This window comes from Serratia proteamaculans, from assembly GCF_949794035.1.
In the GTDB taxonomy this organism is placed as follows: Bacteria; Pseudomonadota; Gammaproteobacteria; order Enterobacterales; family Enterobacteriaceae; genus Serratia; species Serratia proteamaculans.
In genome coordinates this window covers 1,191,224-1,209,870 of record NZ_OX461105.1, presented here as the reverse complement: position 1 = coordinate 1,209,870, position 18,647 = coordinate 1,191,224, and the positions used below count along the sequence as shown (strand labels likewise).

The 18,647-nt window shown below is 51.0% G+C and carries 16 protein-coding genes and 1 pseudogene; 10 read left to right on the top strand and 7 right to left on the bottom strand.

The window, feature by feature from the left end; genetic code table 11:
• Nucleotides 1–46 precede the first annotated feature (46 nt).
• The 4 genes from galE to ybbA all read right to left on the bottom strand — a co-directional run bounded on the left by galE (nucleotide 47) and on the right by ybbA (nucleotide 6,080).
• Nucleotides 47–1,063 (bottom strand): UDP-glucose 4-epimerase GalE, encoded by a 1,017-nt coding sequence (gene galE, locus QOT07_RS05585; protein ID WP_283602695.1) that lies wholly within the window; start codon nucleotides 1,061–1,063, stop codon nucleotides 47–49.
• Nucleotides 1,064–1,139: 76 nt separating this feature from the next.
• Nucleotides 1,140–2,546, bottom strand: coding sequence for a sugar porter family MFS transporter (locus QOT07_RS05580; protein WP_099065338.1), 1,407 nt, complete (start codon nucleotides 2,544–2,546; stop codon nucleotides 1,140–1,142).
• Between the two features lie 418 nt (nucleotides 2,547–2,964).
• Nucleotides 2,965–5,397, bottom strand: a complete 2,433-nt coding sequence (ybbP, locus tag QOT07_RS05575; protein WP_283602694.1) for a putative ABC transporter permease subunit YbbP — start codon at nucleotides 5,395–5,397, stop codon at nucleotides 2,965–2,967.
• Entirely contained in the window at nucleotides 5,394–6,080 is a 687-nt protein-coding gene (ybbA, locus tag QOT07_RS05570) for a putative ABC transporter ATP-binding protein YbbA (protein WP_020825556.1), read from the bottom strand. Before ybbA ends, ybbP begins: the two co-directional genes overlap by 4 nt.
• On the opposite strand from ybbA, the gene tesA reads away from it, so the two are divergent.
• From tesA to QOT07_RS05555, 3 genes are all read left to right on the top strand, one after another.
• Nucleotides 6,051–6,689 carry a multifunctional acyl-CoA thioesterase I/protease I/lysophospholipase L1 gene (gene tesA / locus QOT07_RS05565; protein WP_165366381.1) on the top strand — a complete coding sequence of 213 codons (639 nt, stop codon included), beginning with the start codon at nucleotides 6,051–6,053 and terminating at the stop codon, nucleotides 6,687–6,689. The two genes, ybbA and tesA, sit on opposite strands and share 30 nt — an antisense overlap.
• Nucleotides 6,690–6,714: 25 nt before the next feature.
• Nucleotides 6,715–7,491 carry an SDR family oxidoreductase gene (locus tag QOT07_RS05560; protein ID WP_283602693.1) on the top strand — a complete coding sequence of 259 codons (777 nt, stop codon included), beginning with the start codon at nucleotides 6,715–6,717 and terminating at the stop codon, nucleotides 7,489–7,491.
• Nucleotides 7,492–7,570: 79 nt separating this feature from the next.
• Entirely contained in the window at nucleotides 7,571–8,425 is an 855-nt protein-coding gene (locus QOT07_RS05555) for a co-chaperone YbbN (protein WP_283602692.1), read from the top strand.
• Nucleotides 8,426–8,699: 274 nt separating this feature from the next.
• On the opposite strand, the gene cfa is transcribed toward QOT07_RS05555, so the two are convergent.
• Complete coding sequence (cfa, locus tag QOT07_RS05550) at nucleotides 8,700–9,851, bottom strand: cyclopropane fatty acyl phospholipid synthase (protein WP_261142133.1); 1,152 nt, start codon at nucleotides 9,849–9,851, stop codon at nucleotides 8,700–8,702.
• Nucleotides 9,852–10,091: 240 nt separating this feature from the next.
• On the opposite strand from cfa, the gene QOT07_RS05545 reads away from it, so the two are divergent.
• Both QOT07_RS05545 and QOT07_RS05540 read left to right on the top strand, forming a co-directional pair.
• Nucleotides 10,092–10,997, top strand: coding sequence for an SPFH domain-containing protein (locus QOT07_RS05545; RefSeq protein WP_017891872.1), 906 nt, complete (start codon nucleotides 10,092–10,094; stop codon nucleotides 10,995–10,997).
• Between the two features lie 2 nt (nucleotides 10,998–10,999).
• Nucleotides 11,000–11,461: an NfeD family protein gene (locus tag QOT07_RS05540; protein ID WP_283602690.1), complete on the top strand. Its 462-nt coding sequence runs from the start codon at nucleotides 11,000–11,002 to the stop codon at nucleotides 11,459–11,461.
• On the opposite strand, the gene cueR is transcribed toward QOT07_RS05540, so the two are convergent.
• A complete protein-coding gene (gene cueR / locus QOT07_RS05535) occupies nucleotides 11,458–11,859 on the bottom strand; it encodes a Cu(I)-responsive transcriptional regulator (protein ID WP_219015561.1) in 402 nt (133 codons plus the stop codon). The two genes, QOT07_RS05540 and cueR, sit on opposite strands and share 4 nt — an antisense overlap.
• Before the next feature lie 119 nt (nucleotides 11,860–11,978).
• On the opposite strand from cueR, the pseudogene QOT07_RS05530 reads away from it, so the two are divergent.
• From QOT07_RS05530 to QOT07_RS05510, 5 genes and pseudogenes are all read left to right on the top strand, one after another.
• Nucleotides 11,979–12,164, top strand: a pseudogene (locus tag QOT07_RS05530) (cation transporter); the annotation flags it as partial.
• Between the two features lie 185 nt (nucleotides 12,165–12,349).
• Entirely contained in the window at nucleotides 12,350–13,153 is an 804-nt protein-coding gene (locus tag QOT07_RS05525; RefSeq protein ID WP_283602689.1) for a TraB/GumN family protein, read from the top strand.
• A gap of 226 nt (nucleotides 13,154–13,379) precedes the next feature.
• Nucleotides 13,380–13,859: a Cys-tRNA(Pro)/Cys-tRNA(Cys) deacylase YbaK gene (gene ybaK / locus QOT07_RS05520; RefSeq protein WP_283602688.1), complete on the top strand. Its 480-nt coding sequence runs from the start codon at nucleotides 13,380–13,382 to the stop codon at nucleotides 13,857–13,859.
• Between the two features lie 421 nt (nucleotides 13,860–14,280).
• Nucleotides 14,281–15,528 carry a glycosyltransferase family 2 protein gene (locus QOT07_RS05515; RefSeq protein ID WP_283602687.1) on the top strand — a complete coding sequence of 416 codons (1,248 nt, stop codon included), beginning with the start codon at nucleotides 14,281–14,283 and terminating at the stop codon, nucleotides 15,526–15,528.
• Nucleotide 15,529: 1 nt separating this feature from the next.
• Nucleotides 15,530–17,017, top strand: coding sequence for a glycosyltransferase (locus tag QOT07_RS05510; RefSeq protein ID WP_261427390.1), 1,488 nt, complete (start codon nucleotides 15,530–15,532; stop codon nucleotides 17,015–17,017).
• On the opposite strand, the gene QOT07_RS05505 is transcribed toward QOT07_RS05510, so the two are convergent.
• Nucleotides 17,014–18,174, bottom strand: a complete 1,161-nt coding sequence (locus tag QOT07_RS05505) for a hypothetical protein (protein ID WP_283602686.1) — start codon at nucleotides 18,172–18,174, stop codon at nucleotides 17,014–17,016. The two genes, QOT07_RS05510 and QOT07_RS05505, sit on opposite strands and share 4 nt — an antisense overlap.
• Nucleotides 18,175–18,647 lie beyond the last annotated feature (473 nt).

Here is an 18,647-nt window from a genome sequence, read left to right as displayed (position 1 = left end):
GGGTTCAACTCACAGAGCTGAACCCTTTTTTATTGCCGATGAAAATCTAGCGGGTATAGCCTTGCGGATTTTTACTCTGCCAGTTCCAGGTATCGCGCATCATCACGTCGAGCCCGCGTTGCACCTGCCAACCCAGTTCCTGTTTCGCCAACCCGGCATCGGCCCAGAAGGCAGGCAAGTCGCCTGCGCGGCGCGGTAGGATCTGATAAGGAATGGCGACGCCCGAGGCTTTTTCAAACGCCTGCACCATTTCCAGCACCGAATAGCCAACCCCAGAACCCAGGTTATAGGCTTTAAAACCGACGATCTTAGCTAAATGATCCATCGCCGCCAAATGGCCCTGCGCCACGTCCATCACGTGAATATAATCACGTACACCCGTGCCGTCTTTGGTTGGGTAGTCACCGCCGAACACGCTCAGGTTTTCCCGCTGGCCGATGGCCACCTGCGCGATATAAGGCAGCAGGTTATTGGGGATGCCGCTCGGATCTTCGCCAATCAGGCCAGATTCGTGGGCACCCACCGGATTAAAGTAGCGCAGCGCGATAATCGAAAATGCCGGTTCGGCCCTGGCAAAATCCTGCAGGATCTGTTCGACCATCCATTTGGAAGTACCGTAGGGACTGGTGGTGCCACCGATCGGCATATCTTCCCGGTAAGGCACCGGGGCATGTTCTCCGTACACCGTGGCGGAGGAGCTGAAGATAAACTGATGGACTCCCGCCTCGCGCATCGCCTCCAGCAACACCAGCGTCCCCGCCACGTTGTTCTGATAATACTCCAGCGGTTTTTGGGTAGATTCCCCCACCGCCTTCAGACCGGCAAAGTGGATCACCGAGGCAACTTTGTTTTCCTCAAAGATGCGCTTCAGGCAACCGGCATCCTGCACATCTCCCTGATAAAACGTCGCGGCTTTGCCCGTCAGTTGTTCCACGCGCCGTAAAGACTCTTCGGACGCATTGACCAAATTATCCAGCACCACCACATCTTCACCACGTTCCAGCAGCGCCAGTACCGTATGTGAACCAATGTAGCCCGCGCCGCCGGTTACCAGAATCGTCATAACTTCACTTCCCCTTATTCAGTATCAGGAGCGAAAACCCGCCGTATCAGCGGGTCTCGTGTACCTGGTTAACCGCTCAGCGTGAACCAATGTTGCGTAACGGTTTGCCGGCCATCAGATTGCGTTCGATATGTTCCAGAGAGATATTTTTCGTTTCCGGGATCAACGCCAGCGTGATGAAGATAAACACCAGGTTGAGCGCCGCGTAGACCCAGAAGGTATAAGCGCTGCCCAGCGAATTCAGCATGGTCAGGAACGTCGCCCCGACGATCATATTGGCGATCCAGTTGGTGGCGGTGGAACAGGTGATGCCAAAGTCACGACCTTTCAGCGGTTGGATCTCGGAACACAGCACCCAAATCAGCGGACCGGCACTCATGGCAAAACCGACAATAAACATCAGCAGCATGATAATGGCGAAGTATTGCTCGGTCGGTGAGTTCATCCCCACATGCATCATCGTCCCCAGCGCCCCCATGCCCACTGCCATGACGATAAAGCCCAGCGTCAGCGTCGGTTTGCGGCCCCAGCGGTCAACCAGGCCAATCGCGATAAAGGTGGCCAGTACGTTGACCAAACCCACAATCACCGTCCCCCACATCTGCTGGGCGGTACTGGCAAAGCCCGCCAGACCAAAGATCTTCGGTGCGTAATACATGATAACGTTCATGCCGGTGAACTGTTGCATCACCTGTAGCAGGACGCCGAGAAAAACGGCACGGCGGAAGTTCTTATTGTCTTTAAACAGTGACCAGCCACTTTGTTTCAGCTTGAGACTTTCACGAATTTCGTTCAGTTCATGCTGCGCCTGAGCACTGCTATCACGCAGTTTCTCCAAGACCTGACGCGCCTGTTCATGACGGTTACGCGAAGCCAGCCAGCGTGGGCTATCCGGCAGGAAAAACACCCCGACCAGCAGCAGTACGGCTGGAATGGTAATCACCCCCAGCATCCAACGCCAGGCGCCGGTGTAACTGAATGCGGTATCCGACAGGTAGGCCGCCAGAATGCCGATGGTAATCATCAGCTGATACATCGAAATCATGCTGCCGCGAATTTTTTCCGGCGCGATTTCAGACAGATAAATGGGCGCCGTATAGGATGCGACCCCCACCGCCAGCCCGAGCAGAATGCGCGACAGCAGCAAGACTTCAACGTTAGGTGCCGCCGCTGAGCACAACGAGCCCAGCACGAACAGCACTGCGCCAATCATCAGGCTGTATTTACGCCCGATACGGAAGTTCATCCAACCGCTGCCCACGGCACCGACCGCGGCCCCAAACATCATTGAGCTGACCACCCACTCCTGCTGGGAACTGGTCATATGAAACGAATCAGTGATAAACGGCAGAGCCCCCGCAATAACGCCGATATCCAGACCAAACAGCAGCCCGGCCAGTGCGGCTAAAAAACAGACGAAAAAAGTCATGCCTGCATTGCTTTGGCTTTTCTCAGCCGCCGACACTTTGACGGTAGTACTCATACTGCCTCCAATCGATAACGTTCTTAAGTTGCCGTTATGATAGGAGGCAATCCGCCGGAGAGAAGTGAGTGCGATCACATTAGTGGAAACGATTACATAATTTAATTATCACGAAAAAATACAAACCACAATCCTAAACAGACTTAAATACATTGATTTAATGTGATAATTTGCCAGATCGTGGAGTTGAAATGACGATATTGGTAACATCCCTTTACCCTCATTTTTGATGTCTGTTTTAGTAAATCGAACATTAAGTGTAACCGATTTCACACTCAGAACGTCGAAATGCCCTGGCCGAAAGCGCTGGAGTTGGGGATAAATACGGGGGTAAGCGAAGAACTGGAACGCGTGAGGGCAGTGTTTATTGTGGTTATGGCCGGCCCTGTCACTTGGGCCGGCCTGATATTACGGTGAGTTAACCCTCGTAGCTGCGGAACAGCGCCTGCCCGCGCAGCAAGCGCACGCCCAGCCAACCGCCACACAGTGACAACAACAGCGCGCTGAGTAACGGCAGTGCCCACCACAGTACCGGCGTAGGCGCCCATGGGAAGTCAAACACCTGACTCTGCAGCAACCACAGCGCCGCTTCCGCGCCCACCGCGGCGGCAATGCCCGCCACCAGCCCCAGCAGGGCAAACTCACACCACAGCGTGCTGCGCAACAGGCGCTTGCTGGCACCCAGCGTGCGATACACCACCAGTTCCTGACGCCGCTGACGCATACCCACCTGCACCTGCGCCATCAGCAACAGGCCGCCACAGAGCACCACCAGCACCACCATCACTTCCAGTGCGCGACTCACCTGTTGCAGTACACCCCCCACCTGTTTGAGGATCGAACCTATGTCCAGCAGGCTGAGCGTCGGGAACTGACGATTAAGCTGGGTCAACATCTGACCATCCCCGTCGTAGCGAAAACTGGTGAGCCAGGTTTGCGGCTGACCGTCCAGCGCACCCGGCGGGAAGATGAAGTAAAAGTTCGGCTTCAGGCTTTCCCAATCCACCTGACGCAGGCTGGTGACCTTGGCGCTGAACGACTGAGTATCGCCGCTGAAGGTCAGCGTATCACCCAGTTTGATCTTGAGCCGCCCGGCAATGCCCTGATCCATCGACACCTCGCCGACTTTCGGCGGCCAACTGCCAGCCAGCAGCGGATTATGCGCAGGCAGATCTGCCAGCCAGGTCAGGTTCAGCTCACGATTCACCGCCTCGCCACCCGGATCGTCCTCATGCACCCGCTCGGTCGCCACCTGCTGGTTAATCTCGGTCAGGCGTACGCGGACAATCGGGTAATAAGTTTCCGGCTTGATTTGATGCTGTTGCAGGAAGGTTTTCACCTGAGGCACCTGCGCTTCGGTCAGGTTCAACAGGAAGTAGTTCGGGCTGTCCGGCGGCAACTGCTGCTGCCAACGCTCGAGCAGATCGCCACGCAGCACCAATAATAACGCCAACAGCATAAATGACAGCGAGAACGCCGCCAGTTGGCTGACAGTGACCCAGGGTTGATGCAGCAGACGATTAACCGCCAGCCGCAGCGCCAGGTTTTTAAGCGTAATACGGCGCAGCAACAGCAGGCTACCCCAACCGATACAGCCCAACAGCAGTGCCAGCACCAGAATGCCGGCGAGGATCGACCACAGCAGCGTGCTGGCCCCCATCAATGCCGTCAACAGCGCCACCACAATCACCGCCGTCACCGGCAGGAAATAGCGTAGCGGCCAGACATTGGCCACCACGTCACGACGCAGTACCCGCAGCGGCTGGGTCGCCAGCAACTGCCGGTATGGCCGCAGCCCCACCAGCAGCGAAATCATCAGCAATGCGCCGATCGCCCACAACCACGGCCAGGCTCCGGCTGCGAGCAACTCCGCCGGCAACACCGGTGCCAACAGGCGGATCAACACCGCTTCAAACCCCAGCCCGATAATGCCGCCACACACCGCCGCCAGCAGGATCACCGCCAACCACTGGCCGACGATTAGCTTTCGCAACGCGCTGCGACCGGCCCCCAGGGTTTTCAGCACCGCGATCAAGTCGTAACGGCTGCGGCAATAGTGGCTCATCGCCACCGCCACGGCGGCAATCGACAGCAACAGGGTCAGTAACGCCGACAACAGCAGGAACTGCTGAGAACGCTGCAATGATTTCCCCAGGGCGCTGCCGGACTCCTGCAGCCCAAACCAGCGCTGGTCAGGCCCCAACTGCGGCGTCAGGCGATCTTCGTAACGCTGGATATCCTGAGGAGTACCGGCAAACATATAACGGTAGGTCAGGCGGCTGCCCGGCTGCACTGCCCCGGTTTTGTCCACGTCCGCCAGATTAATCATGATGCGCGGTGCCGTCTGGAACGGGTTGAAACCGGAATCCGGCTCCTGAATGATTTCTCCGGCGATGCGTAAGCGGGTATCGCCCACGTCCAGTTGATCCCCCACCTTCACGTTCAACAGCGCCAGCAGACGCGGTGCCACCAGCACGCTCCCCGGATCCAGTTTGACGTTGGCCGGGCGTGTCTCCAGCTTGCCGTACAGCGGATAGGCCAGATCGGTGGCCTTCACATCCGCCAATTGAGGCCGATCGCCGGCATAGGTCATGGTGGTGAACGACAGCTGTCGGCTGACTTTCAGCCCCTGTTGCTGTGCGTCCAGCAGCCAGCCTTCCGGTACCGGCCGGGCGCTGCGCAACACCCGATCACCGGCAATAAAATCGCGGCTCTGCTGACTCAGGCCTTTGTCCATACGGTCGCTGATGCTGCCCAAGGCCAGCACGCAGGCCATCGACAGCGTCAGCGCCAGCCAGACGATCAGCAGTGACGGCGAACGCCACTCGCGCCAAAACCAGCGCCAGATCATGCTTCCTCCCACAGCTTGCCTTCACGCAGGCGTAGCCGCCGCTGGCAGCGTGCCGCCAGGGTTTCGTCATGGGTGACCAGAATGAGCGTGGTGGAAAAATCGCGGTTGAGGGAAAACAGTAAATCGGCGATGCGTTCACCGGTCTGGCGATCGAGGTTGCCGGTGGGCTCATCGGCAAACAGGACCCGTGGTCGGCCACTGAACGCCCGTGCCAGTGCTACGCGCTGTTGCTCACCGCCAGAAAGCTGTGCCGGCAAGTGGTCAAGGCGCTTGCCCAACCCCAGTTGCTCCAACAGTTGCACCGCCTGTTCGCGGCTCTGGCGATCGCTTTCGCCACGCAGCAACGCCGGCAACTGTACGTTTTCCAGCGCGTTGAGCGTCGGTACCAGCATAAATGATTGGAATACAAAGCCGACATTTTTGGCGCGCAGGGCGGCACGGCCTTCTTCATCCAGCGCGGTCAGTGACTCGCCCAACAAATGCACCTCCCCTTCACTGCCGTCGTCCAGCCCGGCGAGGATCCCCAGCAGCGTTGACTTGCCCGAACCGGACTCGCCAATCAGGGCAATTGTCTGCGCGGGTTTGACAACCAGCTCGACTCCGGTAAGGATGGAGAGCTGATGCTCACCCTGACCAACGTGTTTACTAAGATGATGAACTTCAAGAACGTTTTCCGCTGGCATCTTCCCTTCCTTTTGCTGTTGGGATTATTCAGTTTACGCGCTGTCGCCGCCGATACCTTATTGATATTGGGCGACAGTTTAAGTGCCGGCTACCGCTTGCCGGTGGCGCAGGCCTGGCCGACGCTGCTGGCCGACCAATGGCAGAAAAAACCGGGTGAACCGCAGCTGGTCAACGCCAGCATCAGCGGTGACACCGCCGCACAGGGGCTGGCACGCCTGCCCGAGTTGCTGAAACAACACCAGCCACGCTGGGTACTGATTGAACTGGGTGCCAACGATGGCCTGCGCGGTTTCCCGGCGCAGGACCTGCAGCGCGACCTCAGCCAAATCATCACGCTGGTGCAGCAGGCCGGTGCACAGCCGCTGCTGATGCAAATCCGTATTCCCCCCAACTATGGCCGCCGCTATACCGAGGCCTTCAGCGCAATTTATCCGCAGTTGGCCAAACAGTTCGACATTCCACTGCTGCCGTTCTACATGGAACAGGTGGTGGTAAAAGCGGAATGGATGCAGGATGACGGATTGCATCCCAATAAGGATGCCCAACCGTTTATCGCCACCTGGATGGCGGAACGCCTGGAACCTCTAGTAAAACATGAGTCTAACTAAATAGGGTTGTACACTAGGTAAAGTTATGCAAAAAGCAGTGTTGATAACCGGCTGTTCCAGCGGGATTGGATTGATTGCCGCGCAGGATCTGCGTAACCGTGGCTACCGGGTACTGGCCGCCTGTCGCAAGCAGCAGGACGTAGAGAATATGCTTCAGCTTGGGCTGGAAGGCATTGAGCTGGATCTGGACGACAGCGCCAGCGTCGAACGCGCCGCCGCGCAGGTAATCGAACTGACCGGCGGCCGCCTGTATGGCCTGTTCAATAACGGCGGTTTTGGCGTTTACGGCCCGCTGAGCAGCATTTCCCGCCAGCAGTTGGAACGGCAGTTCGCCACCAACCTGTTCGGTACCCATCAACTCACCCAGCTGCTGTTGCCGGCGATGTTACCGCACGGTGAAGGGCGCATTATTCAGACCAGTTCGGTGATGGGGCTGGTGTCCAGCGCCGGACGTGGTGCCTATGCCGCCAGCAAGTTTGCACTGGAAGCCTGGTCCGACGCGCTGCGAATGGAATTGCACGGCACCGGCGTTCAGGTCAGCCTGATTGAACCCGGCCCAATCTCCACCCACTTTACCCAGAACGTCAATCAGGCGCAGAGCGATAAACCGGTGCATAACCCCGGCATTGCCAAGCGTCTGACGCTGCCGCCGGAGGCCATTTTACCCAAACTGCGCCACGCGCTGGAAAGCCCAAGGGCCAAACTGCGTTACCCGGTGACCCTGCTGGCGCATGCGCTGAGCGTCTTACGTCGCATCCTGCCCGGCCGCTGTCTGGACTGGGTATTACGCAGCAACGGTTAATTTGGCCACCGGGGTTGAAGAATGGCGCTCCGCCCCCATCTAAAAGCCAATGGCTCCGCAAGATCAGAGAGAAAATTACATGCTAGCTCAAGCTGTTGTTGATATTAACGAAACAAACCTGCACCAGACGCTGGAACAGTCAATGTCCATGCCGGTGGTGTTCTACTTCTGGTCGGATCGCAGCCAGCACTGTCTGCAACTCACCCCGATACTCGATAAGCTGGCGGCGGAATATGCCGGTCAGTTCCTGCTGGCAAAGGTCGATTGTGACGCAGAACAGGCCATCGCTGCCCAGTTTGGCTTGCGCTCGCTGCCGACGGTGTATCTGTTCAAAGATGGTCAGCCCGTCGACGGTTTCCAGGGCCCACAGCCGGAAGAAATGATCCGTGAATTCCTGCAGCGTTTCCTGCCGAAGGAAGAAGATCTGAAACTGGCGCAGGCGACCGAGCTGCTGGCCGAAGACAAAGCCGCAGAGGCGCTGCCCCTGTTGAAAGACGCCTGGCAAGCCAGCCAGCAACGTAGTGATATCGGCCTGACACTGGCAGAAACCCAGATCGCGCTGAACCGCACTGAAGATGCCGAAGCCGTGCTGGCGACTATCCCGTTACAGGATCGAGATACCCGTTATCAGGGCCTGGTGGCGCAAATTGAACTGCTGAAACAGGCCGCCGACACGCCGGAAATTCAGCTGTTGCAACAGCAGGTGGAGCAGCAGCCGGAAAACGTCGACTTGGCCGTGCAACTGGCGCTGCAACTGCATCAGGTTGGGCGTAATGAAGAGGCGCTGGAGCTGTTGTTCGGGCATCTGAAGAAAGATCTCGCCGCCGCCAACGGCAGCGCGCGTAAAACATTGATGGATATTCTGGCCGCACTGGGCACCGGCGACGCGCTGGCCGCCAAGTACCGTCGTCAGCTGTATTCACTGCTCTACTAAATACCCTTCGTCTTTCCAGCCGCATTGTTGTTGGCTGCTCGCTCGAACCCCAGTCACTTAGTTATCTAAGCTCCTGGGGTTTCTCGCGTTTGCCGCCTAGATGCAACTGGAAATCCATTGGGTATCTATTCCAAAGCAAATAAGAAATATCCCCTAAATAGTTCAAGTTGCATCCAGGCGGCAAGTTTGTAAGTCCCCAGGAGCTTACTCAAGTAAGTGACTGGGGCGCACAAACGCAGCCAACACAGATGCAGCTTGAAATATGACGGGGATATTAGCGGTAAGCCCGAATACCTCCTTCAACGCCTTTCGGGCTGAACAACACCTGCCAGAGCTGAATATCACGCGAACGGAATGCGCCGGCACAGGCGTTCAGGTAATAGGTAAACATCCGTTCAAAACGTTCAGAATAGCCCTCGGACAGCATCGGCCAGGCCTGTTTGAAATTCTCATACCAGGCCATCAGCGTGCGATCATAATCGGCACCGATATTGTGCCAATCCTCCATCACAAAACGCCCTTCGCTGGCTTCGGAGATATGACGCACCGAAGGCAGACAGCCATTGGGGAAGATGTACTTGTCTATCCAGGCGTCGACGTGAAGATTTGTTTGGTTGGCACCAATGGTGTGCAGCAGGAACAGGCCATCGGGTTTGAGATTACGCGCTGCGACACGGAAATAAGTGTCATAGTTTTTCGGCCCCACATGTTCAAACATACCGACTGAAACGATGCGGTCAAACTGCAGGTTCAAGTCACGATAGTCCTGCAGCAGGATCTCGACCTCAAGACCGGCACAGCGCTCCTGCGCCAGCTTTTGCTGCTCGGCGGAAATGGTCACACCGTACACCGAGACCCCGTAGTTTTCCGCCGCATACTGCGCCAGCCCACCCCAGCCGCAGCCGATATCCAGCAACGACATGCCCGGTTTTAACTGCAGCTTTTCGCAGATCATTTTCAGCTTGGCCAACTGCGCCTGTTCCAGCGTTTCGGCCTCCTTCCAGTAACCACAGGAGTATTGCATATAGGGATCGAGCATCGCGCGGAACAGATCGTTGCCAATGTCATAATGCTCTTTGCCCACCTGCCAGGCACGTTTGCGTGACTGAAGGTTGAACAATCGGGTGTAGGCAATGCGCGCAATGTCGCTCAGATTTTTTGGCAAGCGCTCATCGACACCGGCCTGTAAAATGCGGGTGAATAACCCATCCAGCCGATCGCAGTCCCACCAGCCGTCCATGTAACTTTCGCCGAACCCAAGCGAACCTTCCTGCAAAATGCGTTTAAACAGCGCCGGGTTATGCACCTTGATATCGCAGGCACGGTTACCATTGATGGCGATACCGGCGGCGGACAGTAATTCCTCCACAATGCGATACCAACGATCTTTTTTTGGGGCGAGTTCATCAACACTGATTGAGTCCATAACAATCCTTGGAGAAATGTCATTTCAAAAAGCATAGTCGCAAATAAAAATGACAAATATTCGAAGTGAAAAGCGGCAATGCTTTTTACTGTAGCCAACACGGACAACGTCATGAAATGAATTAAAATTATTGGAAACATGCCAATTTGGAATGTTAATGGCCCAGCGCCCCTGATTTATTAGTCTTTACACTGCGGCTGGCGTAATATCTGTTTACATATGTCTGACAGGAGGTTTGCCATGTTCACCCTTATTCCCATCGTGATTGTCGTCGCACTGATCATCGTATTTGCCGGCGTCAAAATTGTTCCGCAAGGGTTCCAATGGACGGTGGAACGCTTCGGCCGCTACACCAAAACGCTGATGCCCGGTTTAAACCTGGTGGTGCCGTTTATGGACCGCATCGGCAGAAAAATTAATATGATGGAGCAGGTGCTGGATATCCCTTCACAGGAAATCATCTCGCGCGACAACGCCAACGTGGCCATCGATGCGGTATGCTTTATCCAGGTGGTCGATCCGGCGCGTGCCGCTTATGAAGTGAGTAATCTTGAGCTGGCAATCGTCAACCTGACCATGACCAACTTCCGTACCGTGCTCGGTTCCATGGAGCTGGACGAAATCCTCTCGCAACGTGACAGCATCAACAGTCGCCTGCTGCATATCGTCGACGAAGCAACCAATCCGTGGGGCATTAAAATCACCCGCATTGAGATCCGAGACGTACGTCCGCCGGCAGAATTAATCTCGGCAATGAACGCCCAGATGAAGGCCGAGCGAACCAAGCGTGCAGATATTCTGGAGGCCGAAGGCGTGCGTCAGGCTGCCATCCTGCGTGCCGAAGGTGACAAACAGTCGCAAATCCTCAAGGCAGAGGGTGAACGTCAGTCGGCGTTCCTGCAGGCAGAAGCCCGTGAGCGTGCCGCTGAAGCAGAGGCGCGAGCCACTCAACTGGTATCCGACGCTATTGCCAGCGGCAATATCCAGGCAGTGAACTACTTTGTGGCGCAGAAATACACCGATGCGCTGCAGAAAATCGGCTCCGCCAACAACAGTAAAGTCATCATGATGCCGCTGGACGCCAGCAGCCTGCTAGGTTCAATTGGTGGCATTGCCGAACTGTTGAAAGACAACAAAGGCAAGTAATCATGCTCGAACAAATTGCTGCAAACCCGCACTGGTTTTGGCTTTCCCTCGGCGGGCTGCTGCTGGCGGCAGAAATGCTCGGTGCCAGCGGCTACCTGTTGTGGAGTGGCGTATCGGCGGTGGTGGTCGGCGCCATCGTCTGGCTGTTGCCGCAGTTGGGCTGGGAATGGCAGGGGGTGATTTTTGCCGTACTGACCGTGATAGTGGCCTACCTGTGGTGGTACTGGCTGCGCCAGCGCCCGGCTGCGGCTTCCAGCGGTTCGCAGGTGCTGAACCAGCGCAACCGCCAGTTGATTGGCACCCGCGCCACGCTGACTGAACCTATGCATAACGGTATGGGGCGCATTAACATCGGCGACAGCAGTTGGCGTGCCCAGGCCAGTGAAGATCTGGCGGTGGGTACCGAGGTCGAAGTGATCGCCGTCGAAGGCATCACTCTGGTGATCCGGGCTACCACCCGTTAGTGATTATGGCAACAACCCGCCAGATTGTTAATGATCGGGCACTCGGCTCCGTCATCGCCCGGGCACTGATCCGCCAGCGTCAGCAAACGCTGGCGCATCTCACCCAGTTCAGTGATGTGCTTTTCAATATCAGCCACTTTTTGCAGCGTGCGCGCTTTCACATCGGCGCTATGGCGGGCCGGATCGTTAAACAGCGCCACCAGCTCACGGCATTCATCCAGATTAAACCCCACCTGCCGAGCCTGGCGCAGCAGCGTCAGTTCTTCAATGTGCTTTGGGTTATAGCTGCGGTAACCGTTATCGGTGCGGATCGGCGCGGTCACCAGCCCTTTCTCTTCATAAAAGCGGATTGCCTTGCTGGTTAAACCGGTTTTTTTCGCCACGTCGCTGATATTCATTTTCACTCCTTGACCTTCCCCTTGCTGGAAGGTTTATCCTTCATTCTTAGTGAAAACAGGTCAAGCGGTCAACCTTTAAACACCGCACTTGAGCGAGGAATCAAACCATGTCACAAACTACCGTACTGGCATTGCAGGGACTTTCCTGCATGCATTGTGTTGGCAGCACACGTAAAGCCCTGGAAGCCGTGCCTGGCGTTACCGCCGTGGATGTGGCTATTGATAGCGCCAAAGTGACTGGCGATGCCGACCCACAAACGCTGATTAACGCAGTGGAACAGGCCGGTTATCACGCCACTCTTGCCTAACCCCCCATAGACTGAACCAAGACCACGGGGCGCAGTTCATTCATCTCGCCCCATTTCCTTTGGGATAATTCCTTCACTCTTCAGACTTTCTTGTATGCCAGATAGCGTTTAGCATGGGGTAAATGTTACGCCCCTCACCTTTCAAGCTGAAAGGCGAACAAGTTATTCAGGAGCCACGCTGTATGGGTCAACTGTTACGCCGCATCGCCGCCTTTCTCGGCCTGATCTCCCCCATCACCTACGCCTATCCGGCACTGGATATTCGACTGCCCGGCGATCGTCAGTTCCATCTGGTGGGCAGTATTCATATGGGGACGGTGGATATGTCACCGCTGCCGGCCAAACTGGCCGCACGCCTGAAGCAGGCAGATGCCTTGATCGTGGAGGCCGATATCACCGGCTCCGCCTCCCCCTTTGACCACATCTCGCAGCAGGCAGAGCTGGATCAACGGCTCTCCGAACCCGAATTTCAGCAGTTGTTGACGCTGTGCCAGGAGCTGGGGACCGATGCCGAGACCTTTTCAACCCTGCCCGGCTGGCAGGTGGCACTGATGATGCAGGCCCGTCAGGCTCAGCGGCTGGGGCTGCGCGCCGAATACGGCGTGGATTATCAGTTGTTGCAGGCCGCCAGGGCACAGCATAAAAAGGTGATCGAGCTGGAAGGTGCTGAACAGCAGATGACGATGCTGGAACAGTTACCGGAAGGAGGCATGGCGCTGCTGCGTGATACGCTGGAGCACTGGCATACCAACGCACGATTGCTGCAAACTATGGTGAGCTGGTGGCTGGACGCGAAACCCAACGGCATGCTGGAAACCCTGCCCGCGACTTTCAGTGCCGATCTATACGACGTGTTGATGCATCAGCGCAACCGCGACTGGCGACAAAAACTGGAGGCGTTACCGGCAGGCAATTACGTAGTGGCGGTGGGTGCGCTGCATCTGTACGGCGAGGATAATCTGCCGGCGATGCTGCAGGAGCAGTAAAAAAAGTGGCCAATATCGCTACTGGCCAGTCAAAGAGGAATTTCTTGTATTTTAGTTATACGCATAGCAACCGTGTTAACGGTTACAACACACAGGGTAGCAACCGAGTGAACATCTTGGCAACCCGCTTTATGTTGCCGTTGCTCAGGTTGCTGTTACCGTTATATTTTTGTCGTTTTGTTGCAACCCGTTGCACCCTTGTGCGTCGGGAGAAATAGGAAAACCCATGACGCCCGCAGTGATCCTGCTTGAGAAACAAAAAGTCGCCTTTACCCTTCACCCTTATCATCACGACAGTGCAGAAACCCACTTCGGTGATGAAGCGGTGAAGAAACTTGGACTGGATGCCGACCGCGTTTATAAGACGCTGCTGGTGGCACTGAACGGTGATGCCAAACATCTGGCGGTAGCGGTCACGCCGGTCGCCACTCAGTTGGATTTGAAAAAGGTCGCCCGTGCACTGGGGGCTAAAAAAGCAGAAATGGCCGATCCGCTGCTGGCGCAACGCGTCACTGGTTATCTGGTGGGGGGCATCAGCCCGTTGGGGCAGAAAAAACGCCTGCCTACGGTGATCGACAGCCCGGCAAAGCAGTTCGCCACCATTTACGTTTCCGGCGGCAAACGCGGGCTGGACATTGAGCTGGCAGCAGCAGATCTTTGCCGATTGTTGGCAGGTAGCTTCGCCGATATCGCCAAGCGCGATTGAAAGGATTTGCACCATATGAAATACTAGTGGCAACTTGGTTGGGGCTGCCCTTTGCGTTGAAATGATGATTAACAAGAAAATTACATACATCCTATCTTCTTTGAGATATCGTTTCCCTCCAATTTCCAATGGACTTTATTACCAAAATAGTACAAGAAAGATAACAAACCCAATCGAGAACCATGGCAAGGATGTCAACCCCACGATGAAAAATTTGGCGACAGCAGTGATAAGCTCATACCTCCGGCTGATATACATAATTAATATATTACGCAAAAATAATCATATACTTGTATTAACACCGCCTAGGTGCAGGCGATGCTATACTGAAAGCAAGCTATGAAAAAATGTCAGTCTGAGAAAAGCCATCATTAAACATATGCAATTGAGGTTTATTGCAGCACCGTTTAGGAATAATCAAATGGAAATCATATCTACAATGAATAACGAACCTATTGACCTGTCAATTATTATACCAATGTATAATATTGAAGACTATATCATTGAAACCTTAGATTCAATGAAAGGGGTCGCTAACTTTAACATAGAACTACTTCTTATTGATGATGGCAGTACAGATAACACACTAAAAAAAGCTGAGGAATGGGTTGCAAGCAACAACAAGGTTTCTTGTCGAGTCTTCAGCAAAAAAAATGAAGGCCTGTCGGCCACACGGAACATGGGAATTAAAGAGGCAAACGGTGAGTTTATAACTTTCTTTGACAGTGATGATATAGCCATTTCTTCTTTGTATCATGAAACCCTACATATTATGAATACATATGATGTTGATTTCTCTGTATCCAGAGGCGTTTCATTCGATCACAAGACACAAGAAACATATGAATTCCCTGATTACTATGTTTGGGAAAAAATCATGGGAAACTCTGATTTTAAAATACTCACCGCGCATCAAGAACCAAGAATAGCTCGCCTTGAACCAAGTGCAGTAGTCCGGGTATTTCGTCGTGACTTTTTGGTTGGTAACTCATTGACTTTTCCTGAAGGACTATATTTCGAAGACGCCTTATTTCATGCTAAATGCATATTGAAATCGAAAAAAATTGCATTTATAAATAAAACGCTTTTGATGTATAGAGTAAACAGAAGTGGCCAAATAACAAACTCTTTTGGAAAAAAAAGAGAAGACATTCTTCATGTTTTAGATCAAGTTATCAATGAATATAATAAAAAAGAAGTTGCCGATAATGTTTGGGCTAATTTAACTGGTTTACTATTAAGAATGACTGTTTGGTGTAGCGAAAACTGCGCATACGAAGACAAGAAAAACTTTGTAGACCGATCAATTACTCTGTTTAATCGGCTTCCTAAGGAGATAATAGCAACTTACATGAATGAGTACTGCTATAGTGAGTTAGAATATAATGTTTGTCTTGCATACTTGAATAATGATAAAGAAGTACTGTATGTGGCAGCTGAAGGTGGGTTCCCTCACATAACAAAAGAGAATAACTTCAGCAGTAACGTTCAAGTTAATTTGAATGTAATTAATGACAAACTTGAGCAACTTATTTCACAACAACGTGACGGATGGGCCCATGATAGATTTAATGTTATCAATTCAAAAATAGATGCTCTATTAAGGAACAAGGTTATTCTTTCGAGAATCAAAGGAAAAATTAAAACAGCAGTGAATTGGGGGAAATAACATGTTGAATTTTATGGAATTTGAAGAAGTATCAAGAGTGTTTGGTGAGTTTATTCTTGATGATAAAGCACTCTCTGACGACTATATTAAAATCAGAAATTCTTATTATGGGAAGTCCTGCAACCATCTTATTTATAAAGATACTGTTCTTTTTGTCGGCTCTCGCTCTGGTTTAGAAATAATACTTTCTGCACATAATAATAAAAACACCAAAATATATGTTATTGAAAAAAACAAAAATAAACGAGAAAAACTAAAAACACTACCATTTGATAATATACTTTCATTCGAATCATTTGCTGATTTTTTCCTCGCGGCAGACACACAAAATATAGACCTTGTTAGAATTGATAGAGATCACTTCGACTACACTGCCGTACTGGAATTGCTTAAAAAACACACAATAGGTTCTTTGTGCGGTGAAACCGATGAAACACAATGTAGACCTATCAATCTTTATAGAGAGTGTAGATTAAAATCGAATAATTTTTTCTTTAACGTCAAAGGGCAAAATTATAAAATTTCTGGGCTAAAAAAGACAGCCGAACATCCAGAAGTCTCGGTTATAGTAGCCGCGTATGGCGTTGAGAAATATCTTGATGAATGTATTGGTTCTATTGCACAACAAACACTTAAAAATATTGAAATCCTGATAATTGACGATGGTTCTGTTGACGGTACAGGGAAAAAAGCCGATGAATGGGAAAAAAGATTCCCAGAAATCATAAGAGTGATACATAAAGAAAATGGTGGCTGTGCTTCAGCAAGGCTTACTGGCCTTAAAGAAGCCAAAGGGGAATTCGTTGCTTTCGTTGACGGCGACGACTGGGTAGAGAAACAAATGTACGAAGATTTATTTGAATCCGCTGCATTGCACAATTCAGATATCTCCCAATGTGGGTTTTACGAATTTTATAGTAGCGAAACCAAGATTTTCCATCCTACCGCGTGGGGAGCCGACGGTCAAAACGGGACCTCTGGTTTAGTAAGAAATACGCTTGAGTACCTTACTCTTATGCCTTCTATCTGGCGTAGGATTTATAAGAAGAGTTTCCTCAATGAGCACCGCATTGAATTCCCAGAACATATTAGAAGATATGATGATCTTCCATTTGCATTTCTGACTATATCGCGAGCTAAGAGACTCAGCGTTATTCCTGACTGCTACTATGCTTATAGACTTAATAGACCAGGGCAAGATGTTTCAGTCACAGATGAAAAGCTATTTGTAAATTTCGAAATATTTTCTTGGTTGTATAAACAAGCCAGACCATGGGCCTCGATGGCCATAATGAAACAAATGAGACAAGTTGAGATTGGCACCCATAATTGGGTACTTGGTCGATTAGACGAACATTTACGCCAGGATTATTTAGATAAAGCCATCAGCGGTATTAATGATCGATACTCAGAGTATGAAGATCACGATGGTTGGAGTCATAGATTGAAAGCGACCTCATTAACGCCTATTGAAACTGATATCGCTTAATCGATATAGTCACAGACAATACTAATTGCTACTTCGGTAGCAATTTTTTTGTGTGTCTTTGCGTTAATATTACTTATTTTTCCGAATAACGCTTTCTTTTCTCTTTGGTATTTCAACAAAGTGTTAAAATCAGCCACATAATGACCACTAAAAATATCCACGAGATTTATTTTACTAAAAAAATCATTTTTATTAAAGATGGGCCACTTTCCTCCAATACTAACAATTGAATTATGTTTATTATCATAATAATCATTTTCAACTATTGCCACTCCCTCTAATCCAAGCATAGAGTAAAGTAAGTTTATATGATAACGAGATGATATTACCTTACTGTTCGGGTGGTAGGGTATTCCGCTCTTGATTAGTTCATTTCCAGTAATAAAACTGATATGAAAATCAAGCTCAGATGCGTTTTTTAAATTCTCTCTGCTAAATGGCACAGTATCCTCAGGCGCAGCTTCAATGACTATGATTTCATTAATTCCATTTTCGTTAAGATTTCTAAGGAATTTTTTAGAGAAAATATAATCAATAATATGCCCCCCACTAAATAAATGATTTTGTACAGACATGGCCAAAAAAGGTTTTTCACGATTTTGTATCAAAGAATTCAAATTATCATATTCCAACAACGCATCATCCCCTGTATATGTTGAGGATGGGATTAGTTTGTGAGAGCATTCATCCCTGACATCAATAAAATCTAAGCTTTGAAGTAAATCAACCAATTTAGGAGTAATATCAGCAGGATATAGCCCCAGACCCGTACCAATAACAGGTACATCATAATAGACACCATACAAATATGCAATAGCGACCAATGCATAGTTTGACGGCCATAAATTATTTACATACCCCCCCCCGATAAAATGAATGATATCTGATTTTGAATACCTATCAAAAATAGTAAAAGCATCATTTTCTGTAATATTTCCATTTTTCTCTTTTAGTACTTTTAATTCATTCATACAGTCAAAGAAATTGATGCCATCATTTTCTACAACTTTACCTTTTCTCAAGACTATATTTTCCGCAAAGCCGCTAAAGATAAAGTCACAAGGGAAAAGTTTTAAATACTCGTCCATACACGCATTTAATATAAATTCATCACCAAAATTTTCGCCGCCAATCGCACCTGTTAAGTTTACTTTCATTAATAATCACCGAATATAATCAACAATTTAATGATAGTACATAACATAAATCATGTTTTTACATTCAGATATTTCTCAAAGATAATGATTTGAGAGGTAAAATTGCCACTTTGCTTTCTTGTCTATAGTTACCTACATATTGAGGAGGGAGGGCTCAACACGCCGGTATCTCAAGCAACCGTGAAATCCAGCAATCATCGACACTCACTCTGCCAGGGCCGTTTGAGAGCCTTTAACCAACGATACTTATATCAGAATAAAAAACTAACAAGCGCTATAAATCTCTGGTGACTGGGAATTTTCTCGCTGCAAATAATAATAGGAACAAGTGAAAATAAGCCAATTGCTAATCGTACGTGACAAAGCTGACAAAATCGAAGGAAGGCATTTTAGGCTGTTATTGCAGTGTAATATTGCTTATTTTTTGCACCGTTATACTGAGAGTACTTGAAGGTAACAAAAATAGGCGGCCA